A 22,277-nucleotide genomic window follows, 5' to 3' on the forward strand; every position below is an offset into this window, starting at 1 on the left:
CAGCGGCATGCCACGACGCGTTTACCCGGCCAGCAACAAACCAGCGCGCGACAGCGAGCTAAACTACTCACACTGTCTGACTGATCCGCCGGCCAAGCGCCGCTAACAAAGGATCAGCGGATGGCGACCGGCACCAGCCGTCGTCCCCGGATCATTACTGTTCGTCCCCTACGCCATGAATACTGCCAACCGCAAACGCCTTCCCGGCACCCAGCTGGACTTCTTCGACACGCGCGCCGCGGTCGACGCGATCCAGCCCGGCGCTTACGACACCTTGCCGTACACCTCGCGCGTGCTGGCCGAAAACCTCGTGCGGCGCTGCGATCCGGTGACGCTGGTCGCGTCGCTGAAACAGATCATCGAACGCAAACGCGAGCTGGATTTTCCGTGGTTTCCGGCGCGCGTGGTGTGTCACGACATTCTCGGCCAGACCGCGCTAGTCGACCTCGCCGGTCTGCGCGATGCGATTGCCGCGCAAGGCGGTGATCCCGCGATGGTCAACCCGGTGGTGCCGACGCAACTCGTGGTGGACCATTCGCTCGCCGTCGAATGCGGCGGTTTCGATCCGGACGCGTTCGCCAAGAACCGCGCGATCGAAGACCGTCGTAACGAAGACCGCTTCGACTTCATCAACTGGACCAAGCGCGCGTTCAAGAACGTCGACGTGATTCCGCCGGGCAACGGCATCCTGCACCAGATCAATCTCGAGCGGATGAGCCCGGTGGTACAGGTGAAAGACGGCGTCGCGTTTCCCGATACGCTGGTCGGCACGGATTCCCATACACCGATGGTGGACGCGCTCGGCGTCATCGCGATCGGTGTGGGCGGACTCGAAGCGGAGAGCGTGATGCTGGGCCGCGCTTCGTATATGCGCTTGCCGGATATGGTCGGTGTGGAACTGACGGGCAAGCCGGCCGAAGGCATTACGGCAACCGACGTGGTGCTCTCGTTGACCGAATTCCTGCGCAAGGAAAAAGTGGTCGGCGCGTACCTCGAATTTTACGGCGCGGGTACGGCGAGTCTGACGCTCGGCGACCGCGCGACGATCGCCAACATGGCGCCGGAATTCGGCGCGACCGCGGCGATGTTTTATATCGATGAGCAGACCATCAAGTATCTGAAGCTCACCGGCCGCGATGACGAACTCGTCAAGCTGGTGGAGACGTATGCGAAGGAAACCGGCTTGTGGGCCGATAGCCTGAAGAACGCCGAGTACGAACGCGTGCTCAAGTTCGATCTGTCGACGGTGGTGCGTACGTTGGCTGGGCCGTCGAATCCGCATCGGCGTTTGCCGGTGTCGGAACTGGCGGCGCGCGGCATTAGCGGCAAGGTGGAGAACGAGCCGGGCTTGATGCCGGACGGCGCGGTGATTATCGCCGCGATCACCAGCTGCACGAATACGAACAATCCGCGCAACATGATCGCTGCGGGCCTGCTCGCGCGTAATGCGAACCGGCGCGGCCTGACCCGCAAGCCGTGGGCGAAGACATCGCTCGCGCCGGGCTCGAAGGCCGTCACGTTGTATCTGGAAGAGGCCGGCCTGCTCCCGGAACTGGAGCAACTCGGCTTCGGCGTGGTCGCGTATGCGTGCACGTCGTGCAACGGGATGTCCGGTGCGCTGGATCCGGTGATTCAGAAGGAAGTGGTCGAGCGCGATCTGTATGCGACCGCTGTGCTGTCGGGTAACCGGAATTTCGATGGCCGGATTCATCCGTACGCGAAGCAGGCGTTTCTCGCTTCGCCGCCGTTGGTGGTGGCGTATGCGATTGCGGGCACGATTCGTTTCGACATCGAGAAAGATGTACTCGGTATCGATGCCGACGGTCACGCTGTCACGCTGAAGGACATCTGGCCGACCGATGCGGAGATCGATGCGATCGTGGCGTCGAGCGTGAAGCCGGAGCAATTCCGCAAGGTGTACGAGCCGATGTTCGCGGTGTCCGTGGATACGGGCGCGCCGGCGAATCCGCTGTACGACTGGCGTGAGATGAGTACTTACATTCGACGTCCGCCGTATTGGGAAGGCGCGCTTGCGGGTGAGCGCACGCTTACGGGCATGCGTCCGCTGGCCGTGCTGGGCGACAACATCACGACGGATCACCTGTCGCCTTCCAACGCGATTCTGCTGGATAGCGCGTCGGGCGAATACCTCGCGAAAATGGGCCTGCCGGAAGAGGATTTCAATTCGTACGCGACGCATCGCGGCGATCACTTGACTGCACAACGCGCCACCTTTGCAAATCCGACGCTGAAGAACGAGATGGTGGTCGAGGACGGCAAGGTGAAGGCCGGTTCGTTGGCGCGTATCGAGCCTGATGGCAAGGTCACGCGCATGTGGGAAGCCATCGAAACATATATGGAGCGCAAGCAGCCGCTGATCGTGATTGCTGGGGCCGATTATGGCCAGGGCTCGTCGCGCGATTGGGCGGCCAAGGGCGTGCGGCTTGCCGGTGCGGAAGCGATCGTGGCGGAAGGCTTCGAACGGATTCACCGGACGAACCTCGTCGGTATGGGCGTGCTGCCGCTGGAGTTCAAGCCGGGCGTGAACCGGCTTACGCTGGCGATCGACGGGACCGAGACCTTCGACGTAATCGGTGAACGCAAGCCGCGCGCGGATTTGACGCTGGTGATTCATCGCAGGAACGGGGAGCGTGTCGACGTGCCGGTGACATGCCGGCTCGATACCGCGGAAGAGGTGTCCATTTACGAAGCCGGCGGTGTGTTGCAACGCTTCGCGCAGGACTTTCTGGAGTCGTCGAAGGCGGCGGCTTAAGGCTGTTTGACGAGCCTTTCTGTTGGATTGGTTCGATTGGTTGGATTGGTTGCGCTGCGGGAACTGCAAGGGGCTTTATTGCTTCATGCAGGCTCCCGGCGGCGAACGTAACGCAGGTGCGAGCGGCAGAGTTTGTTAATGCTGCTCGCCCATATCAGGACACTTTCATGGCCCACTCACCTCAGATCAAGATTCCGGCTACCTACATGCGTGGCGGCACCAGCAAAGGTGTGTTCTTTCGCCTGCAGGATTTGCCCGAGTCGGCGCAAGTACCCGGCGCCGCGCGCGACACTTTGCTGATGCGCGTGATCGGCAGCCCCGATCCGTATGGCAAGCAGACTGACGGTATGGGCGGCGCGACGTCGAGCACGAGCAAGACCGTGATCATCGCCAAAAGCAGCAAGCCCGATCACGATGTGGATTACCTGTTCGGGCAGGTGTCGATCGATCAGGCTTTTGTCGATTGGAGCGGGAATTGCGGCAATCTTTCCGCTGCGGTCGGGCCGTTCGCTATTAGCGCAGGGCTCGTCGATCCGAGCCGGATTCCGCGAGATGGTGTGGCTATCGTGCGGATCTGGCAGGCCAATATCGGTAAGACGATCATCGGCCATGTGCCGATGACGGATGGCGCTGTGCAGGAGACCGGCGATTTCGAACTGGACGGCGTGACCTTTCCGGCGGCCGAGGTTCAGCTTGAATTCATGGACCCGGCGGCGGAAGAAGAGGGCGGCGGTGGGTCGATGTTCCCGACCGGCAATCTGGTGGATGACCTTGAAGTGCCGGGCGTCGGTACGTTGAAGGCGACCATGATCAATGCAGGTATTCCGACGATTTTCATCGAGGCGGAAGCGATCGGGTACAAGGGCACGGAGTTGCAGGACGCGATCAATAGCGACGAGAAAGCACTCGCGATGTTCGAGACGATTCGTGCGCATGGCGCGTTGCGGATGGGGCTGATCAAGCAGCTCGATGAAATCGCGACGCGGCAGCATACGCCGAAGGTCGCGTTTGTTGCGAAGCCGGCCGAGTACGTGGCTTCCAGTGGCAAGCGCATTGCGGCGGCGGATGTTGATTTGCTGGTGCGGGCGATGTCGATGGGCAAGCTGCATCACGCGATGATGGGAACGGCTGCGGTGGCGATCGGCACGGCGGCTGCGATCTCCGGGACGTTGGTGAATCTTGCGGCCGGTGGTGGCGAGCGCGAGGCGGTGCGATTCGGTCATCCGTCGGGGACGTTGCGGGTAGGGGCGGAGGCGCGGGAGAGCGGTGGGGAGTGGACCGTTACCAAGGCCATCATGAGCCGTAGTGCGAGGGTGTTGATGGAAGGGTGGGTGCGGGTGCCGCGTGTGGGAGATTGATTGAGGGTTCACGTTGCGCTCTTTCTTTGATTGAAGGACGTCGAGATGCGGACAGATCCTGTCAGGCTCAAGCTGGAAGAACTTCTGGATGCAAACGCCCGATTTGACCTGGCGGCCAGAGGCACAACCAACCATTGTCCGATGGCGCTTGTCGCGCTGGCCGAGATGGGAGCATCCGCAGAAAGACTGCAGGTGTTCTTCGATAGGTGGGAGCGAGAGTACGCATTGAGCGCGCCTCCGGTCGAAATGGTCATTGCCCGCGAAGATTGGTCCAGGCAATTGGGCAATGCCGCTGCATTCGGCGCTTTGCGTCTATTGTTTCTGGAATGGATTAGGGAAGTCGGATCCGTTCCGGTCATCGTGGCTGTGCTGGACGAGGTGCCGTTTGCACCGGCAACGCAGGCCTTTCACGCGCTCATCAGGCTGGCGTATGGCATTGAGGCGGCGCATTCCGGTGAGATCGCTTCGGGCCTGGCGGCGTTAGTTTCTTCGCATCTACCTGTTGCCGTGCAGTTTGATGAAAGGCGTCCCGCGGGAAGTGTTGAGGCAGGGTTTGAACATGTCGTCGACGCAATGGGCGGTAGTGCTGTCGAAGCGAGTTCGATTACGTCACGCTTGCGCGTTGTTGCAAGCGACGCGCGATTCAGGCAGGCCATCCTTTCACCGCCGGCCTCGGCGTGTTTACTCGACGATCTGGCGCAGGCGACGATTGCCGCTTACTGGCGCTCGCGAAATTTCACGATCCTCCACATGGTGACCGCCACACACGCGGCACGAATTCTTTTCGCGCAATTGCCGCAGGCGATGGCGGAGCGATTGTTGCCTGGATTGTGGGTCGCGTTGTGCGCGGCTTATGTGACGGTGGGAAGGAGGGCGAGCGGGGAAGTGGATGTTCCTGATCTCGCCGTGAGCTGGAGTGACGTGCGTCGTCTGGCCGTGGCCTCGGACGACGATCATGTGATCAAGATGGCGTACACATGCCTTTGTGAATATCGTCGGCAGCCATCGGCGGTTTATCTTGCGGCGGCGGTACGACCGTTGCTGTCGAACACAGGCGAACGCTTACGCAAATCCGTGTAACCGGGCTCCTCGGTAGCAAGGGCTATACGTTGAGCGACGTTGTCGCTGTGCAGGCGATCTTTGTCGATGATCCAGCTAACGACGACAAACCCGATCGCGAAGGCTTTCCGAGTGTATATCTCGATTATTTCGGCTCGAAAACATAACCGAACCTACCCACTCGCACTCGCTCGCAAGTCGTTGGATTGGTCGAGCCTGGCTGGTTTGTTGAAATAACAGTGACCGCAGCCAAAACAGCGTAACGGCTCGTCACCATGTCGGTCCGTTGATCTGTCCGTCGATTGAACGATCTGAGACACCGTGTGGACCGGTGATAAAACTGCGCCGTAGGTTACCGCTTGCAGATTCTGCGAGAGACCGCTGTTGTTAAGGCTTGTTCGATGCCTGCCCTTGTCTGCTGCCGCGTGAGTGCACGACGACGCATGCGGGCGAAACCCAGTCCGAGATATACCTCAATGGTTACGCCGACGGCAACGTTTATGCGAACGGCCGAAATCGATCATAAGGGAGAGTCTGCGTTCTCAATAGCGACCACTCGTCCATCGAACCGAGACCGTGAGCATTTGGCGTGTTAAGTTTTTCTATCGTCAAACCGGATGCCCGTATGCGAGTTCTAGTCATGGGCGGCACACTATTCCTCGGTCGGCACATCGTGGAGGTCGCCTTGGGGCGCGGACATGACGTCACGATATTCAACCGGGGCCAAGAGAATCCAACGCTATTTCCCGAGATCGAACGTCTTGTCGGAGACAGGAATTCGAATCTATCCAGCTTGGCTGGCCGCGAGTTCGAGGCGGCGATCGATCCTTCCGCCTATAACCCCGAGCAGATTCATCTCCTACTTTCTGCCCTCAAGGGTCCTCCCAGGCACTACACGTTCATCTCGAGCATTTCCGTGTATCGCGGCTTTGCGCCCGGCATCCAATATGATGAAGATGCTGACCTGCTTGCCGGGAGCGAAGGCTATGGTGCGCTGAAAGCGAGAACGGAAGCAGCGATTTGGTCCGCAATGCCGGAGCGCGTCGCGATTCTAAGGCCAGGATTGATCGCTGGTCCTTACGATCCCACGGGACGGTTCACCTACTGGATTCGGCGCATCGAAGCGGGTGGCCGTGTGCTCGCACCGGGACGTCGCGAGCGTCCAGTCCAGTTCATTGACGCGCGAGACCTTGCTGAATGGGCCATGCTATTGGCCGAAGATCAGGTGAGCGCGGTCTATAACGCGGCCGGCCCACATTCAACGTTGACTATGGGACAGTTCCTCGACCACTGTCTGGAAGCATCACAAAGCGACGCGCGGCTTGAGTGGCTCACAGATGAGCAAATACTAGCTAGCGGTATCGAAGGATGGACTGAACTGCCACTGTGGATCGCCGAGAACGACACCGAGGCGGGAGGTATTTTTCACGCCGACAATCGCCGTGCAAGAGGGCTAGAGCTTGGCTTCAGACCCGTCGCTGAAACGATCAGAGATACTCGGGACTGGATCCGTGCGGCCGGCGAGGTTAAATGTTCGCCGTTGTTGGTCAAAACTCTAAGCACGGTCAAGGAGCAATCAACAATCAACGCTTGCCAGCCTTGACGAACGTCCGCGCTTCGCCTCCCATGCACCGCCCGCCTGCGGGTATCTCAACCGACAACCTTCTACGCAGCAGCAGCCTCCTCGCGCATGCGACGGGCTTCGTCGCGCAGGAACTGCTGGTAATCGTCCAGATCGCCGTCGAAGGGCTCGACGCCGCCCTTGGTGACCAGCCAGAACTCATCGCATACGGCGCGCAGCAGAGCCCGGTCGTGACTGACCAGCATCACAGTGCCTTCGAATTCGTTGAGCGCCACGGCTAGCGCTTCGCGTGTGGCCAAATCGAGGTGATTGGTCGGCTCGTCGAGCAGCAGCAGGTTGGGGCGCTGCCACACGATCATGCACAACACGAGCCGCGCTTTTTCGCCACCGCTCATTGTGTGAACCGCCTGATGGACCATGTCGCCACTGAAGTTGAACGTGCCGAGGAAGGTGCGAAGCGATTGTTCGGTGCTGCTCTGGCCAGGGGCGCGCATTTGCGGCGGCGTGTCCTTGGCAAGGCGGATCATGTGTTCCATCGGCGTGTCGAACGGGCGCAGCACGTCGAGTTCCTGCTGGGCGAAGTAGCCGATGTTCAGGCCCTTGCCTTCGCTGATTTCGCCGGCAATCGGCGCCAGCGAATGCGCCACCGTCTTCACCAGCGTGGACTTGCCCTGGCCGTTGGCACCGAGAATACCGATGCGCTGCCCGGCCAGCACGGAACGGTTGATGCCCCGCACGATGACCGTGGGCGGTGTGTCCGGCGGCGCGTCGGCCGGCGCGGGGTAGCCGAAGCTCGCTTCCAGCATCGACAACAGCGGGTTCGGGACGTTGAGGGGCTCCTTGAACTCGAAAGTGAACTCGGCATCGGCAAGCACCGGTGCGATCTTTTCCATGCGTTCGAGCGCCTTGACCCGGCTCTGCGCCTGTTTCGCCTTCGAGGCCGTGGCCTTGAAACGGTCGATGAATTTCTGCAGGTGAGCAATCTTGTCCGCCTGCTTGGCCACCGAGGCTTGCTGCAACACGAGTTGCTCAGCGCGCATCTCTTCGAACTTGCTGTAGTTGCCGCCATAACGCACGAGCTTGGCGTTGTCGACGTGCACCGTCACCTGCGTCACCCCGTCGAGGAATTCGCGGTCGTGGCTGATCACGACCAGGGTTCCTTGATAGCGCTTGAGCCACGCTTCCAGCCAGACCAGCGCGTCGAGGTCAAGGTGATTGGTCGGTTCGTCGAGCAGCAGCAAGTCGGACGGGCACATGAGCGCGCGCGCCAGTTGCAGCCGCATGCGCCAGCCGCCGGAGAAACTGTTGACCGGCTGGCTAAGCTGCTCAGAGGTGAAGCCAAGACCCTGGATCAGCGCCTGGGCACGTGCGGGCGCATCGTGGGCACCGGCGTCATGCAGGTCCATATAGGCGTGCGCCATGCGCATGCCGTCGTCGCTGGCCTCGGCGGCGGCGACTTCGGCCTGCGCGGCCAGCAGCACGGTGTCACCCTCGACGACGAAGTCGGTCGCGTTCTGCTCGGTTTCCGGCATGTCCTGCGCGACCTGGCCCATCCGGTAGGCAGCTGGAATCGAGAATTCGCCGCTATCTTCGTGCAACGTGCCGTTAAGCAGGCCGAAGAAGGACGACTTGCCGGCGCCATTGCGGCCGACAAGACCAATTTTTTCGCCGGGGGTGAAGGTGATGGACGCGTTGTCGAGTACGACGTTAATGCCACGGCGCAGGGTGAGATTACGGACGGAAATCATAAGGAGCTACTTCGGAGAGGAGTCGCATGATAGCCGACTGGACGGGTGGGGCTGGTTATTGTCTGAGTGGGCTGGCGGTTTGGGGCGTCTCTTGGAGACAAAGCGAGGCGGGGACTGGCGTAGCGGGGGACGGTTGTGGGCCAGTGAATAGGGCGGTGAATGATGGCGCCTGGCCGCACTTTTTGCGCGATGACGATCGGCTGGGCGCTCCTGGCCGAACCCCTTCGGAATCTCCGCCTCCTGGGCCCGCTTGCCGCAACCTGCGAGAGGGACAGTCCTGAAGTAAAGACAACTATTTCCCAATACCGAGAAGGAATTCGCGATCGGACTCGGGCATTGAATTGAGCCATTCCGATTCGGCTCCAGGTGCGGGCAACACCTTACCGTACTCAACCATCTGGGACGGCGATAACTCCGAGAGATACACCCAAACGGAGCGCTTTTCGGCCCCCGTCGCGTTTGCGACAAGCGTGACGAGAGCTTCGAGCAAACCTTTCTTCTGATCCGCGCTTCTGCCCGCACGGATCTGTCCCTGGACGAATAACAGATCCGACACGAGCGGTGCTCCGCCGAGGAAGTGATCGCCAGCCGGAATGGCCTGAAAAATCACCTGCGCGAAAAAACCTTGCGCGCCGGTCGCCTCACTGTGTACGCGTGTAATGTCTCGCGCGATCTCCCGCTTCTGCGGATCGGTAAGCCGCCCAGCGGCCGCCATCACGGTATAAGTTGGCATGCTGTTCTCCTGTCGCGATTGCTCGCTACGATTAATACGCCTTGCTATCGACAGATTGTGACCCATTCAGCGTTACCGATCCATCGATCGAGACGCGTTGATCCCGGTCTCCGTAGAGCGCCGCGTGCATCATCGACCGATCGAGTTCCCCCTCCCACGCCGATACTACGCCAACCGCTACTGCATTACCCATGACGTTCACCGACGGCGTGACTGTGCCGACACGGCCGCCGGCAATGCAAAGGCAGTGGCCATCGCGAGCGCAGCGGCGCGGAACCTAAGGAGGTTCATGATTAATCTCTTTCGCAAGATGGGTTGGCGGACTTACTGGGCGGTCGTGGCGCTCGGCGTGTAGCGCGGCGCGGCCTCGGCGTTCGCGAACCGGGGAGCCAGCGCGCGACGGTCGGCTTCCCACTTCGTCCAGTCGTCACCATCGTGCAGCGTTGGGATGGTCACGAGTTCGCCCTGATCGAGGCCCGCGAGCGCGGCATCCACCAGATCGTCGGCTGTCATCGTGCTCGCGGCTTCCTTTTGCTTCGAATAGCCGGGACGTCCCAGAACTCGGTTGCCGTCGCTGCCGGCAGCACGGTCTGCACACGCACGCCCTTGCCTGCGAGGTCACGCTGAAGCGCATGGCCGAAGCTCAGCACGTACGATTTCGAGGCGCTGTACACACCGTTCAACAGCTCGACTGCAATGCCGACCACCGAACTGATGTTGATGATCGTGCCCGAGCCCTTGGCGACGAACGTAGGCGCAACCGCGTAGGTGAGACGCGTCAGCGCCGTGATGTTCAGGTTGATCATCGACTCCATGGAGTCGACGTGGCCGTCGAGAACCGATGCAACCGAGCCGATACCCGCGTTGTTCACCAGCATCGTGATACGCGGGTCTTCGCGAAGCAGGGTCTCGATTTTCGCGAGCGCAGCCTTGTCGTTGAGATCCGCGGCAATCGTTTCGATCGAGCGGCCCGTCTCTTTCGTGAGGCGCTCTGCGAGAGCGTTCAGGCGGCTCTGGTTGCGTGCCACCAGAATAAGGTTGAAGCCGCGCTTGGCGAGACGGTCGGCGTAGATGGCGCCAATGCCAGCCGACGCACCGGTGATCAGCGCGAAACCGTTTGTAGAGGAAGTCATTTTCAGTCCTTGAGTGAATTGTTGAACCAGCAAGGCGTTGGTTCATGGAGCGAATTCTGAACTCGGCCGTCCACGACCTCAATGCCATATATGCAATGATTCCAGACACACCCTTCTCCACATTGATGTCCGTTATGTGCTACCTTCAACGAATCAAGCCATGACTCGCGAGGCATCAATGCATTCCGTCGGACTTGTCGTCTATCCCAACTTCCAGTCGCTCGCGCTTGCAGTGGCGAGCGTCTTCGAATATGCCAATCTGCTGCGCGGTGAAGCAGCTTACGAATTCAGCATCGTGTCCGAGCACGGTGGACCTGTCGCTTCGTCCCAGGGTTTTTCGGTTCATAGCGAACCACTTGCCAAAGGGGGCTACGACACCCTCATCGTGGCAGGCGACAACGATTGCCGCCTTCCTTCGGCTGCGTTGGTGGATTACCTTCGAAAAGCGCCGCGCCAATCGCGACGAATTGCGTCGATCTGTACCGGTGCATTTGTTCTGGCTGCTGCAGGTCTGCTGGAAGGAAAGCGCGCAACGACACACTGGTTCCACGCGCGCGACTTCGAGAAGCAGTATCCGAACGTACAACTCGAAAAAGACCGCATCTTCGTCGTGGATGGACAGGTCTGGACGTCGGCCGGCATGAGCGCCGGCGTGGATCTCGCGCTTGCGATCGTCGAAAACGACTTCGGGCTGGACACCTCGCGCATGGTTGCGCGCAAGCTGGTGCTTTATCAGCGTCGCGGTGGCGGTCAGTCGCAGTTTTCGGCGCTGCTGGAGATGGGCGCGCGCTCAGACCGCGTTCAGATGGCACTCGCTTACGCGAGCGAAAACCTGGCGAGCGATTTGTCGGTCGAGCGGCTGGCCGAAGCGGCACGGCTCAGTCCGCGTCAGTTCAGCCGCGTGTTTCGTGAGGAAACGGGTCAATCGCCCGCGAAGGCAGTCGAGCGGCTTCGCGTTGAAGCCGCTCGACTGATGATGGAGACGACTCGTCACCCGATCGAGATCGTTGCGAGAGAGACAGGCTTTGGTGACCGGGAGCGGATGCGTCAAGCGTTCCTGCGTGCATTCGGTCAGCCACCGCAAACCATACAGCGGGCGTCGGGTGTCACACCCCTTGCGCTTTAAGCGTAGTTCGGTTTACTGCCCGCCCGGCGTCCACTCCGGGCTATAACGCGGTTGGCGGCGCGCGCGAAATTGGCCGTGCGACGGTTGGTCTGTCTACATCGCAGCCTTCGGCAGTTGCCAGCCGTGTGTGACGGCAAGCATCCGCAGCACGAAGCAGACCGCGCCGCTGAGCAGCGCAGTTGCGACCGGTGGCACCTCGAAGCGTCGCGCGGCGACGAGCGCAACACCGCCGACGAATGCCGCACTCGCATAGATATCGGTGACCAGAACGCTCGGCACGCGCGCGAGCAGCAGGTCGCGGATCACCCCACCGCCCACGCCAGTCACAGTGCCCATCAGCGTCGCGATGAACGGTCCGATTCCGAAGTTGAGCGCCTTCTGGGCGCCCGCCACCGCGAACAGCGCGAGCCCTGCCGCATCGAGCGTTGTGACGAGCAGCGGAGGAAGTTCGCGCGCGGCGCCGTGAAAGACGAAGGTCAGCAGTCCCGTCGCGAACGCGAGCACGGGATAACGCCAGTCGCGTACCGCATTCGGCGGCGTCGCGCCAATCAGCAGATCGCGTATCACGCCGCCACCCAACGCGACTACGAACGACAGCACCATCACGCCGAGCAGATCGAGGCCGCCGTGCATCGCGGCGAGCGCACCTTCGAACGCGAATACAGCGGTGCCTGCAAGGTCGGCAGCAAGCACGACCGATTCGATTCTTTTCATAGACGTCGGGAGCGGATTAAAGATGAGGACTGGCGGAATGCCGCCCGGTAACTGACCGCGATGATAACCGCGACTGGGCCTTTCATTACCTACACCCGTTAGCGAACCCGGGCCAAACGAGCAAGCAATGCCATGACGTTCGCATTCGGGGAGCGCACCCACAAAGGCACATGCTCAGAAGAAGTGGCGTCCCCAGAGCGCCTCGTCGCGGTCATGCCGTCGATCTGGCAGGCCGACGGCTGTGGGCCGAACCAAGACGGCTGGTGAGTGCCTCAATTCGACCCAACTCGGAAGTTGAGAGCCGCTAGATCAATGGCCGCTTTCGCGCGGCTGCGCCTTTGAGCCCAATCGAGAACTGGCACTGCAGATATCGGAAAATCTCTGTGGCATTGGTCGGTTGTCGCTACGTTAGCCAATCAAGTTCTTCATGAAGTTGATGCACATATCTGAATGACGATTTCTTTAGTAAATCTTTTTTTGCACTGTATGTGCTCGACAACTTAATAGAAGAAACGGCAGCCAAGCCCAGAGATGACATAAATTCGTTTGTACTTTTGAGATGGTATGCAGCAGAAACAACGCCTGCAATCACCCCTCCATTACTTTGAATTCCAACTGACAAGTCGGCAATGCGAACCGACATTCTGACTTCGCGGGCTACGGTTAGCAGATCTCTGCATGCGGCGTCAATGCGATCCAATTGTGCTGCGAGTGCTTCGGCACGATCCGTGGAGCCGGTGATCAACCGTTTGGATTCGCCCAATTCTGCACGTAGTGCCATAATCTCAGGCGCTCGCTTCAGCTTAAATTCGAGCAAATCATTCAGCGGCGTATCACCTGTGGGAATGGGGATGGCTCTATGCAGAGACACGGTGACGCCGCGATCCGATACTATCCGGTCGCCTAAGAAACACTTCATGTCGAACTCAGATTCTGCTGACAAGCTCCATCGTCCAGGCTCCTGCGCATCGAGCTCTTGGTATGCCCGAAAATAAGCGTCGGCAAGACTTCTTCCAACAGACATCGAGGTCGGTTGTAGTTGAATTTCCGGCCTGCGCAGAACTCCAGCACTGCCTAGGAAAGCTATGTCGTCGTTCGCTTCACTTTTAAAGTGAGACACGGATGGCCAAGCGATGTGCTCCCAAAAGCACAGTGCAAACCTTAACTGCTCTGCCGAAAGATTCGCATGCGTTTGCATCACTCCGTCTTTGCCTTCGGAAAAAAAAGGCACAAGCATGATGCCACTCCCGCCTTTTGCCCGTATCCCATAGCCCGGGTCTGATAATTTTCGTTGCCTACTCTCGCTCATTGCGCGGTCCTGTTCAGAAAAATGTGATTATTCTGCATCCTTCGACATCGTGTACGGCGGTATTTTCCAAAAGCGGCCACTCAATGTGCGAAGTTCGTCGTCCGCTCTTGGCCGAGGCTGTGTGGAAACTCAACTTTTGCCGCAGATGGCAAGGTTGCCAGCCAGGTCGATCAAGTTTAATGCATCGGGTTCAGGCTAATCGAACATCGCAGGCGCAAATAAGCCCCTCGGGGCGTCAGCTTCCAGCTATCTTCATGGCTTTCATCGTTCGTTCAACACCGAGTATGTTGATGGCGCGCCTGATGTTGTACGCCAATACCTGAAGGCTCATTTCGGTACTCACCCGCGCCAGCGTGCGCGTGAGGAAGTGTGTGGACCCCATCCAGTGTTTGAGCGTGCCGAAGACATGTTCGACGGTGCTTCTGCGGATGGTCATTGCATCAGACTTGCGTTCCAGCCGACGCTGCATGGCTTCCAGTACATGTTCATGCTCCCAACGTCGGATGCGGCGATAGGCGCTGGTAGAACATCGCTCCTTCAGATGGCATTCCGGGCAGGCACTGGGCCAGTACACCTGCAGATTCATACCGTGCTCAACTGTCGTGAACCGTCGAATGGCGCGCTCGCCTGCCGGGCACCGGTACTCATCGTCCTTTTTGGCGTAGATGAAGTCGCGCTTCGTAAAGAGACCTTTCTTCCGTGAGCCCGAGGTGAGCGGTTTGGGCACATAGGCGGTAATGCCAGCCTGCTCGCACGCACGAATCTCAGGACCGCTGTAGTAGCCCCGATCGGCTAGCACCTTCAGTCCCGTCCTGCCCATCGCCTTGCTGGCCGACACGCCCATCCTGCTGAGTTGTCCGCGATCGTTTCCGACATTCGTCACCTCGTGTTCAACGATCAGGTGATGCTTTGTGTCTACAGCCGCCTGCACGTTGTAGCCCACCGTTCCGGTCCCTTTGCCACTACTGGTCATGGAGCGGGAATCCGGATCTGTGAGCGACAGTTGCTGGTCCGGCTGCTTCTTCAACTCCTTTCTGATCTGTTCGAGTTCGCGCATCTGCTGACGCAAACGGGCGATCTTCCCGTACAGGTCTACGGTCTTCACATCGAAGCCCGTCGGATTGATCCGGTCCGCGGTTTCAATCGCGTCGAGATATCGCTGTACGCTTTCCTCGATCTGCTGCTGGCGCTTATCGATCTTGCCCGCCGTGTAATTCCTGTCCCGACTGTTCACTGCCTTGAACTTGCTGCCGTCGATGGCCACGGTGTCACTGGTCAGCAACTTCATCCCGCGACACAATTCGACGAAGCGCTTGCAGACGTTGCGAATAGCCGCACCGTTATCACGGCGAAAGTCGGCAATCGTCTTGAAGTCAGGTGCCAGCCGACCTGTCAACCACATCATCTCGACATTGCGCTGACATTCGCGCTCAAGACGCCGGCTTGAAGGTACACGGTTCAGATAGCCGTAGATGTAGAGCTTGAGCATCACGCCCGGATGATACGAGGGGCGACCTGTGGTGGCCGGCGTGGCGCCGTTGAAGCCGAGTTCCGCAAGATCCAGTTCATCGACGAAGACGTCTATGATCCTGACCGGGTTGTCCTGTTCGATGTAGTCATCGACGCATTCGGGAAGTAATGCGACCTGCTTGCGGTCATCGCCTTCAACGAATCGCTTCATGAGTCACCCGGTCTCAACGCGTTAATTCAGTTTAGGCGATAAGGTCGTTTTCACACAGCCTCGGCCGAACTCTAACGGATGACGACCAGCTCAGTTCGCGCCTCAGCGGCCTTTCGCAGCGGCCCGCCAATGGAGAGTCCTCGCCCCGAAAGAGGCCGTGGGCCAGTCTGCAACGACCACTGCGCTACAATTGTGAAAGTATGCTTGGCGTAACGGCCATGGCATTTCGCTGCTCAGCAGTCAGTTCGCCGAGGCGAAGCCCAGTCAGGCAGCACTGCCTTTTCCGATCGACGACTGGAGCCTTCGGTCAGAAAGGAATATACGCGATGGCTAATCAGGTGATTTTCCGCGGAGCGCCGTCGCAGGTCTGCAACCTTCCCGCGCTCCTGAAGGGGGGCGCTGTCATGGTTATGATTGGCGGTGTGCATCTCTCGACGACGAACTCTTTCCCGTTTCAGTGGAATGTGCTGCTCGCACAAGCCGGCGCGGTTTTGATCGGAGTCGGTTTGCCCTTCGTTAAGACCGCGTTCACCCGAATCGTCATCGATACCACACGAATTACTTGGACGCAGGGCATTTTGCATCGCCATGCGTCGACTCTCGATCTTTCCCGGATTCAGTGCATCACCTCGATCCATCCATGGTGGCAACGCCTATTCGGCACCGGCACAATCATCCTGACGACCAACGATGCAGTTCATCCCGTGAGGCGTTTGCCGGCCATCAGCAACGCGGATCAGCTCTGCCAGAGGCTCGACGAGGCTATGCATCAGGAACGCCGTATTCCCGTATAGACGAATGATCCGCACGCACCTGATTACTCTCAGGTGCACAGTATTTGAACGGCGACATTAGTTCGCAAATGCGAGATCTTTGCTGACAGTTCAATTCAGGCCAAGCTCAGCCTGCCGGCCGGCTGAATCCAAGACCTGACAAAGACACTCAGCCTTTTTCATAAGAGGCATTTGTAGGCCGTTTCGTCTCTTACATACAGCGGAATTGCAACGAAGCGCTGGCGGGTTTGGCGAACCCGGAATCGCTCATTTGCAATGACACGGTTTGGACCTTTTTACCTTGTTTCCCGCAGAAGTCGTTTGTCTCGCGGTATATGTCCGCTTTCAGCCCGTCAGCGGGACCGAATCCGACTTGCGCACTTCGCCTGGATACTGTGTATGTATCACCGTCCATCGGCACGACACCCTTGCTCGAACACGCTGTGGTTAAACAAGCGAGAACGAGCATCGCCGTGCAGGTCTTTTTCATTGTTCTGTTTTCGGGGAGATCAGCTACTTCTATTGGATTTCGATACGCTGATTCGCTTCGGCCCTGAACTTCGGGCGTTGAAGCTGCGGGTCGTCGGGCCTTAGGCAATAGAAAGTGATTTCAGCTTCGCCGCAACCGCCGTGCAACGCGCATTCGCTTGACTGTTCATGATCGAGCAGGATTTCCCGGGTCTTCGACTCACAAAAGGCATTCGCCTCCGTCAGGGCTTGACCCTTGGCCGAAGCAGGACCGCCGAACGGAACACGCGTGGAAATCGTGTAAGTGTCAGGACCGACTTTTATCGGTCCCGTGTCAGTGCAACCGGCAAGTGCGAGCACTGCGCCGCATGGGACTAGCAGTTTCATTGCGTCCCCTCGCTATTATTATCGGCACCTCGGCTTAACGACATTTCGCCGCCCGAAGTTTAGCCCGTACCGGCTGATCGTTCCTTGCACCCGGTTGTGACTGGAAAACGGCGTTGATTGTCGACCGTCTGAGAGCCGATGTCGAATGACCGTTCCTCGCCGAACCAAGACGGCTGGTGAGTGCCTCAATTCGACCCGGATCAGCCTTCCGCTTCGCCAGAAAGCGGTCGCTGAGGCGCACATCGCGGACCTATTCAAGCATTATTCTGGCCGAATTCTCGATTGAAAAGTTAGTCGAAATCGATCCTAAAGGCGCACTCATCTTCATACTGCAGCTTTGATTCGATCAGGACTGAATTCGAGAGTGCGGTTGTCAATGCAACCCTCAACTCCGGGATGACGCCATCGAGGTGAAAGGAAAACCACCACCCAAGTGACGCATCGACCCAGGACACAAATAGGTCTTCGCTGCTAGTGCTCCAAAACTGAACGTTCTTCGGAGTCGACATAGAAGCTTGGTTAGTGATCATGTCGCGGGGTATCGCGATTTGTTCGCCGTCATCGCTCCAGTGCGTTACTCGCCCACTTCCTGGATTGGCAAGCGAAAACCCAAGAGGCAGGAGCAACGCCTCGACAAAGCGAAAAACGTCCAGAAATGAACCTTTCAGTAAGACTGTCAAAATAGGCTTTGCCATGGCGCTTGCGAACTTCGGTATTGGTTGATCGTAGCTGTAGTTGTAACGGTGAGGTCGCGTGGCGATCTTCCGTCGTGGACGATTGTTGACGATTCCTGTGAGGATGTCGAACGGCCGATCTTGACCGACTACTGCCCCACGCCCGAGCGCGGCAATCGCCTCGGGTGTGCAGCTCTCATGTACAAGGCATTATTCAACCATTCGAGTTGCTGGCAAAATCTACTCCATCGACAATGAGAAATAGCCATGAACCCGATACTGCTGAGCGATTTCCATCATGAAGGTCGTGGACCAGAACTCATGAAGGTCCACTACCGCGGAGCCAGCGGTCGAGCTATCGTCGCGGTAGACTATTTTTTATCCGAAGACTCCTACACACCGGAAAACCTTCGGCATCTGCGTTTTTTTAAGCCGCAGGTATTCATGTTCACGCCAGAAGAAGTTGAGCCCTATACGCCCGAATTCAATCCGTGGGAAGGGGAAACTAGATTCGCAGCAGTCGACTTTGGCAAGTCCGCCTGGCTGCAGCGATTCAGCTCGCGGCACCTCGGAAACTGCAGCCACTACCGCTTCATGTTCTACGACGAGTTTCTCGATGTGATCTGTGAGGGTGTTGAGGCCGGCCATGGCGCGTATCCATGTTGACGCGCTGGATCGTCAACGATCTAGCAGGATGCGGCGAACGGCTCAAACTGGCCGACTATCGCCTCATGCGATTCGCATAGAAGGCCGGCGCCTGCAGCAGCAAGGGTCGGTAGCAGGCGACTTGATCCTGCGTCGACGGTCCTCATGAGCGCTCGCTCGCCCGCAGAGGCCGTAATTCACTGCGTTGGAGTCCGGCCAGTAACGACAAACACCACGAACAACGAACACTCTCGCAAGGAATGCAAATAATCCCGCGCTACAGCGATTCCCTCTTCGACGTTGCTTCCCTCGTAAAACCAATTTTCATGCGCGGGCGCAAGGAATTGCTTGTCTGACGATGCGCGATAAATGTCCCCGCCAAGGATCAGCCACTTTTGGCCAGCAAACAGGTCCAACGCTTGTTCTGCTTCCGACAGACCTAACGCGGCTTCGTTTAAACCGACATCTTGAAGGGACCGCCCGCTTCGAGCATAAAGTTCGAGAATCTTCGATATGGTCATTGGCACCCTTGTGGCAGTTTCTGTCGAAAGACCGGCTTGAAAGACGACTCGACGATCCGAACCAGAAGCGGGATTGTCAGCAATCTGGGACCGGTCGTCAAATGACTGTTTGTGGCCGCGTGATGCCCGACAGACTTAGCTGCATTGAACAGTTTCAGGTCCACCGATCCAAAGCGATCACGAGCGGTCACAAGCCGCCTCAGGCCCGGCTTGTCTTCCGCGGCCACTCTTCGCGACTCAGCGAAACGACAGTTGTATTCCAGGTTCGACCTTTAAACGTTCGATCAGCGATACGCTCCGCCATTGCAGTCATCCCAATGGATCTGCATAACCTGATCGCGGCGACGTTTTCCGAGATGGTTTCTGCGTAGATCCGCGTCACGTCCAATGTCGAAAATCCAAATTCCAGAAGGGCAGAAGCTGCTTCGCGTGCTACACCTGATCCATGCCATTGACGACCAATTTCGCAACCGATCGATGCTTCGCCAGGCGATTCGATCCGAATCCCACACGTTCCCATCAGCTCACCACTCGCTGATTCCACGGCAAGTTGGAATTTTGTGCGTGGCCGACTTGTGGATTGCTCTATGAACATCTCTAGCAACTGGCCCGCGCGCGCATCCGACGAGTCCTCTTCGCTGTAAAACCTATGCATCTTGGGATCACTTCGAAGTCGCTGATACTGAATCAGGTCTCCGGCGCGAAAATCTCGAAGCGCTACGCTGCCAGCCATTATGCAAACTTCTTTATCGTCGACGCGGTTCATGTCTTCTGCAGCTCGCGGAGGTTGCGATGCCGCATATTGTCAACGATGTTGACAGGCGTGTCGAACGGCCGAAAATGGCCGACTACCGCGCAACACGGCGCGGACGGCGACCCGAATTGGCCACGTAGCTTAGCGATAGGCCACGCCGCGCTCAGAGAAAATTCCTGATCAGGATCGTCACCCACCGCCAGGCACCGCCGCAGCCGGCGGCCCGGCAGCGCGCATCGGGATCCGCCAGAAGGCGGCCATTGGCGTCGCTCACCGAACTTGAGTTGCGCAGGAAGTACGCCACGCTGTCGTGCAAAGGATCGAGCCCGTCCTCAGGGATATCTATCCACAGACCGTTTTCGGTATTCAAGTGGGCCGACAGCGAATCGAAATTGAAACTGCCGAGATAGTATCGATGGCCGTCGATGAGAACCAGTTTGGCGTGCATCATGCGGTTCTCTCGGTCGGAGTATTCGCGCACCTCGATCCCGGCATTCACCAAGGCGGGCAGATCGTTGGCATAGGCGCGTCCGACTGCGGGGAATTCCTGCGTGATGCTCGCCAGCGAGGCGCTCACCAGGATCACGTGGACACCTTCGCGCCGCTTGCGCTCAAGCGCCTCGCGCAGTTCCGGCACCAGGATCAGGTAGGGGTTGATGATCAGGATCTCGTGCTGCGCCGTATCGAACGCTTGCAGCATGTCCTGCAACGTGCCTGGCGAGCGCTTGTCGGGCCAGTCGTGGGTATAGCGCAGGCGCTCGCAGGCGATCGGCATCCAGGCAGGATCAAAATCCGTCCCGGAAGCGGGCAGAGCGGCGGGATCATTGGGCGTATCGGAGGCAGTTGGAGTATCGGTAACGGCCAGGTCCGTCGCCCGGGCTGCGGCGTCGAGCGGAGCCAGCAGCCATTCGCGCCAATAATGGATGCGCGCCGGGTCCAGCGTCGCATAACCCTGTGAGACGCGATAAGGAGTTGCGACTTTGAGGAATTTTTCCGGCTCGGGGCGAACCACTTCCGGGCTATTCCAGAACAAGGCGAAATGCTGGTACATGGCGTGCAGGGAGGAAGCATCCTGGCCGGCGTCGCCCGACACCATCAGATCGCGCTCGCTGAGCCAGTTGAGGAAGCTCGCATCCCAGATCGAGGTACTGCCGATCACGGCCGTGTCGCCAACCAGGAACAGCTTGTCGTGCATGCGATGCGAAATCTCGACGAGATCTGATCGTGGATGGAAGATTCGGAGTTCGATGCCGGGAGCCACCTCGTGCAGGGCAACGATGAACTCGTCCTCGAACGGGAAGTGCGGCTCGGGGCCGATGCCGTCGATCAACAGCTTGACCGGCACGCCTCGGCGCGCGGCCTCGACCAGATGATGCAACAGCAGGCCGCCGGTCTGATCGATTTCGAAGATGTAGGCGAGGATGCGGATCTGCTCGGTAGGCGTGGCACGGTCGACCAGTGCAATCCGCGACTGCATCAACTGACCGTCGTCAAGACCGGCGACCAGGTCGACACATTGCGCGTGGCCGTACTGAGAAGAGGCAAACACGCATGCCAGAATGAGCGCCAGGCTTCTCGTTGTGGTCATGATGTGGCGTTCGATGTGTCTCGGGCCCTACGTCCTTGAAGGTCTGGAAGGCTTTGACGCGTTAATGCGGTCAAGTAGCTCGCTGTTACTTCGAGAAGGTGAACAGAACGGCGAACGCGAGATAGTTACCGTGGACAAGAGCAGCGCGAATCCGGCTGCACTTTAAGCACTCAGTGGACAGGACATCAGCGCAGTTGAAAGAATGGCTTTCCGGAATGTCCGATTGTCGCCGATTTACGAGCACTGTTCCAACGACCGTTCCTGGGCCGCAAACGGCCATTCCCTCATCGAGCGCCAGCGACACCTCATCAGCCGTTTGTTGAAATTGGAATGATGCGTGTACTCGCACACACCTTCATTTCGGTACCCAAGAACCGGCGAACACGATCCAGTTTGGCCGGAACAAGACAGCGCAGATTCCACATCCGGGTTTTCACTGAGTCGAATCATTGTCGATTTACCATCGCATCGCGCGTCGCCTGAATGAAAGCCAAACTATCATCTGGCTTCGAAGCCACATCACTTAAAACTCCAACGGAGAGGTAAATGACTAAGGTAAAAGTTGCCGGGTTCTGTGTCTCGCTTGACGGCTTTGGTGCGGGAACCGCTCAAAGTCTAGATCAACCGCTTGGCGTCCGAGGCGAGGAAATCTTTCAATGGTTTTTCCCAACGCGGACTTTTCTTCAGATGCTGGGCAAAGAAGGTGGCGACACCGGCCTGGACGACAAATTCGCGCAACGAGCCATGGACGGTTTCGGTGCCTTCATCCTCGGTCGCAACATGTTCGGCCCGATTCGTGGGGAATGGCCGGACGATCAATGGAAGGGCTGGTGGGGCGACAATCCGCCGTACCATGCGCCAACCTTCGTACTCACGCATCATCCGCGACCGTCCATTGAGATGCTAGGCGGAACGACATTTCATTTCGTTTCTGGCGGCATTGAGGATGCGCTAGAAAAGGCGCGCGAAGCGGCAGGCGGAAAGGACGTCAAGATTGGCGGCGGTGTCGAGACTGTGCGGCAATACATTCAGGCCGGCTACGTGGATGAGATTCATCTCGCCGTTGCTCCGGTTGCGCTCGGTCAGGGCGAGTCGCTCTTTAGCGGCCTGGATCTTCGCGCCCTTGGATATCGGACAGTCGAGCATGTAGCGACGGACCGAGCCACGCACATTGTCCTCGCGAAGTAGCGTTGGCGATCAATTGGAAGTGCGAGTTTGCTGACTCAGGAAGCCGCAGGTCAACTGCCAAAC

General features: G+C 58.7%; 18 protein-coding genes and 1 pseudogene. 8 read left to right on the plus strand and 11 right to left on the minus strand.

Going from position 1 to position 22,277, the window contains the following annotated elements:
* Nucleotides 1-175 precede the first annotated feature (175 nt).
* The 4 genes from acnD to GGD40_RS31305 all read left to right on the plus strand — a co-directional run bounded on the left by acnD (nucleotide 176) and on the right by GGD40_RS31305 (nucleotide 6,793).
* Complete coding sequence (gene acnD, locus GGD40_RS31290; protein ID WP_179746242.1) at nucleotides 176-2,773, plus strand: Fe/S-dependent 2-methylisocitrate dehydratase AcnD; 2,598 nt, start codon at nucleotides 176-178, stop codon at nucleotides 2,771-2,773.
* 167 nt (nucleotides 2,774-2,940) lie between these two features.
* Nucleotides 2,941-4,131 carry a 2-methylaconitate cis-trans isomerase PrpF gene (gene prpF / locus GGD40_RS31295; RefSeq protein WP_179746243.1) on the plus strand — a complete coding sequence of 397 codons (1,191 nt, stop codon included), beginning with the start codon at nucleotides 2,941-2,943 and terminating at the stop codon, nucleotides 4,129-4,131.
* Between the two features lie 45 nt (nucleotides 4,132-4,176).
* Entirely contained in the window at nucleotides 4,177-5,211 is a 1,035-nt protein-coding gene (locus tag GGD40_RS31300; RefSeq protein ID WP_179746244.1) for a questin oxidase family protein, read from the plus strand.
* A 604-nt stretch (nucleotides 5,212-5,815) separates the two neighbouring features.
* Complete coding sequence (locus tag GGD40_RS31305) at nucleotides 5,816-6,793, plus strand: NAD-dependent epimerase/dehydratase family protein (RefSeq protein ID WP_179746245.1); 978 nt, start codon at nucleotides 5,816-5,818, stop codon at nucleotides 6,791-6,793.
* A 62-nt stretch (nucleotides 6,794-6,855) separates the two neighbouring features.
* Here the strand turns inward: GGD40_RS31305 and GGD40_RS31310 are convergent, their stop codons facing one another.
* From GGD40_RS31310 to GGD40_RS31320, 3 genes and pseudogenes are all read right to left on the minus strand, one after another.
* Nucleotides 6,856-8,520, minus strand: coding sequence for an ABC-F family ATP-binding cassette domain-containing protein (locus GGD40_RS31310; protein WP_179746246.1), 1,665 nt, complete (start codon nucleotides 8,518-8,520; stop codon nucleotides 6,856-6,858).
* 292 nt (nucleotides 8,521-8,812) lie between these two features.
* Nucleotides 8,813-9,319, minus strand: coding sequence for a tautomerase family protein (locus GGD40_RS31315; RefSeq protein ID WP_257030632.1), 507 nt, complete (start codon nucleotides 9,317-9,319; stop codon nucleotides 8,813-8,815).
* 258 nt (nucleotides 9,320-9,577) lie between these two features.
* A pseudogene (locus GGD40_RS31320) lies at nucleotides 9,578-10,386 on the minus strand (SDR family NAD(P)-dependent oxidoreductase).
* Nucleotides 10,387-10,564: 178 nt separating this feature from the next.
* Here GGD40_RS31320 and GGD40_RS31325 point away from each other — a divergent pair.
* Nucleotides 10,565-11,512 (plus strand): GlxA family transcriptional regulator, encoded by a 948-nt coding sequence (locus GGD40_RS31325; protein ID WP_179747109.1) that lies wholly within the window; start codon nucleotides 10,565-10,567, stop codon nucleotides 11,510-11,512.
* A 93-nt stretch (nucleotides 11,513-11,605) separates the two neighbouring features.
* Here GGD40_RS31325 and GGD40_RS31330 read toward each other — a convergent pair whose 3' ends face one another.
* From GGD40_RS31330 to GGD40_RS31340, 3 genes are all read right to left on the minus strand, one after another.
* Nucleotides 11,606-12,226 (minus strand): trimeric intracellular cation channel family protein, encoded by a 621-nt coding sequence (locus tag GGD40_RS31330; RefSeq protein WP_035555400.1) that lies wholly within the window; start codon nucleotides 12,224-12,226, stop codon nucleotides 11,606-11,608.
* Between the two features lie 403 nt (nucleotides 12,227-12,629).
* Nucleotides 12,630-13,463, minus strand: a complete 834-nt coding sequence (locus GGD40_RS31335; protein ID WP_179746247.1) for a DUF6236 family protein — start codon at nucleotides 13,461-13,463, stop codon at nucleotides 12,630-12,632.
* Nucleotides 13,464-13,770: 307 nt separating this feature from the next.
* Nucleotides 13,771-15,216: an IS1182 family transposase gene (locus GGD40_RS31340; RefSeq protein WP_179742617.1), complete on the minus strand. Its 1,446-nt coding sequence runs from the start codon at nucleotides 15,214-15,216 to the stop codon at nucleotides 13,771-13,773.
* 326 nt (nucleotides 15,217-15,542) lie between these two features.
* Between GGD40_RS31340 and GGD40_RS31345 the strand changes: the two genes are divergently transcribed.
* Nucleotides 15,543-16,010: a PH domain-containing protein gene (locus GGD40_RS31345; protein ID WP_179746248.1), complete on the plus strand. Its 468-nt coding sequence runs from the start codon at nucleotides 15,543-15,545 to the stop codon at nucleotides 16,008-16,010.
* Between the two features lie 498 nt (nucleotides 16,011-16,508).
* Here the strand turns inward: GGD40_RS31345 and GGD40_RS31350 are convergent, their stop codons facing one another.
* Both GGD40_RS31350 and GGD40_RS31355 read right to left on the minus strand, forming a co-directional pair.
* Nucleotides 16,509-16,844 (minus strand): hypothetical protein, encoded by a 336-nt coding sequence (locus GGD40_RS31350; protein WP_179746249.1) that lies wholly within the window; start codon nucleotides 16,842-16,844, stop codon nucleotides 16,509-16,511.
* A 290-nt stretch (nucleotides 16,845-17,134) separates the two neighbouring features.
* Entirely contained in the window at nucleotides 17,135-17,539 is a 405-nt protein-coding gene (locus GGD40_RS31355) for a hypothetical protein (protein ID WP_179746250.1), read from the minus strand.
* A 246-nt stretch (nucleotides 17,540-17,785) separates the two neighbouring features.
* On the opposite strand from GGD40_RS31355, the gene GGD40_RS31360 reads away from it, so the two are divergent.
* Nucleotides 17,786-18,184, plus strand: coding sequence for a hypothetical protein (locus tag GGD40_RS31360; RefSeq protein WP_179746251.1), 399 nt, complete (start codon nucleotides 17,786-17,788; stop codon nucleotides 18,182-18,184).
* Nucleotides 18,185-18,360: 176 nt separating this feature from the next.
* Here the strand turns inward: GGD40_RS31360 and GGD40_RS31365 are convergent, their stop codons facing one another.
* From GGD40_RS31365 to GGD40_RS31375, 3 genes are all read right to left on the minus strand, one after another.
* Nucleotides 18,361-18,684 carry a hypothetical protein gene (locus tag GGD40_RS31365; protein WP_179746252.1) on the minus strand — a complete coding sequence of 108 codons (324 nt, stop codon included), beginning with the start codon at nucleotides 18,682-18,684 and terminating at the stop codon, nucleotides 18,361-18,363.
* A gap of 199 nt (nucleotides 18,685-18,883) precedes the next feature.
* Nucleotides 18,884-19,450, minus strand: coding sequence for a GNAT family N-acetyltransferase (locus tag GGD40_RS31370; RefSeq protein ID WP_179746253.1), 567 nt, complete (start codon nucleotides 19,448-19,450; stop codon nucleotides 18,884-18,886).
* A gap of 151 nt (nucleotides 19,451-19,601) precedes the next feature.
* The gene (locus GGD40_RS31375; protein ID WP_218901358.1) at nucleotides 19,602-21,026 is read right to left on the minus strand and encodes a phospholipase D-like domain-containing protein; all 1,425 of its coding nucleotides are present in this window, start codon (nucleotides 21,024-21,026) and stop codon (nucleotides 19,602-19,604) included.
* 546 nt (nucleotides 21,027-21,572) lie between these two features.
* On the opposite strand from GGD40_RS31375, the gene GGD40_RS31380 reads away from it, so the two are divergent.
* Nucleotides 21,573-22,214 (plus strand): dihydrofolate reductase family protein, encoded by a 642-nt coding sequence (locus GGD40_RS31380; protein ID WP_179746254.1) that lies wholly within the window; start codon nucleotides 21,573-21,575, stop codon nucleotides 22,212-22,214.
* Nucleotides 22,215-22,277: the final 63 nt, after the last annotated feature.

The sequence above is a fragment of the Paraburkholderia bryophila genome, from assembly GCF_013409255.1.
Lineage (GTDB): Bacteria > Pseudomonadota > Gammaproteobacteria > Burkholderiales > Burkholderiaceae > Paraburkholderia.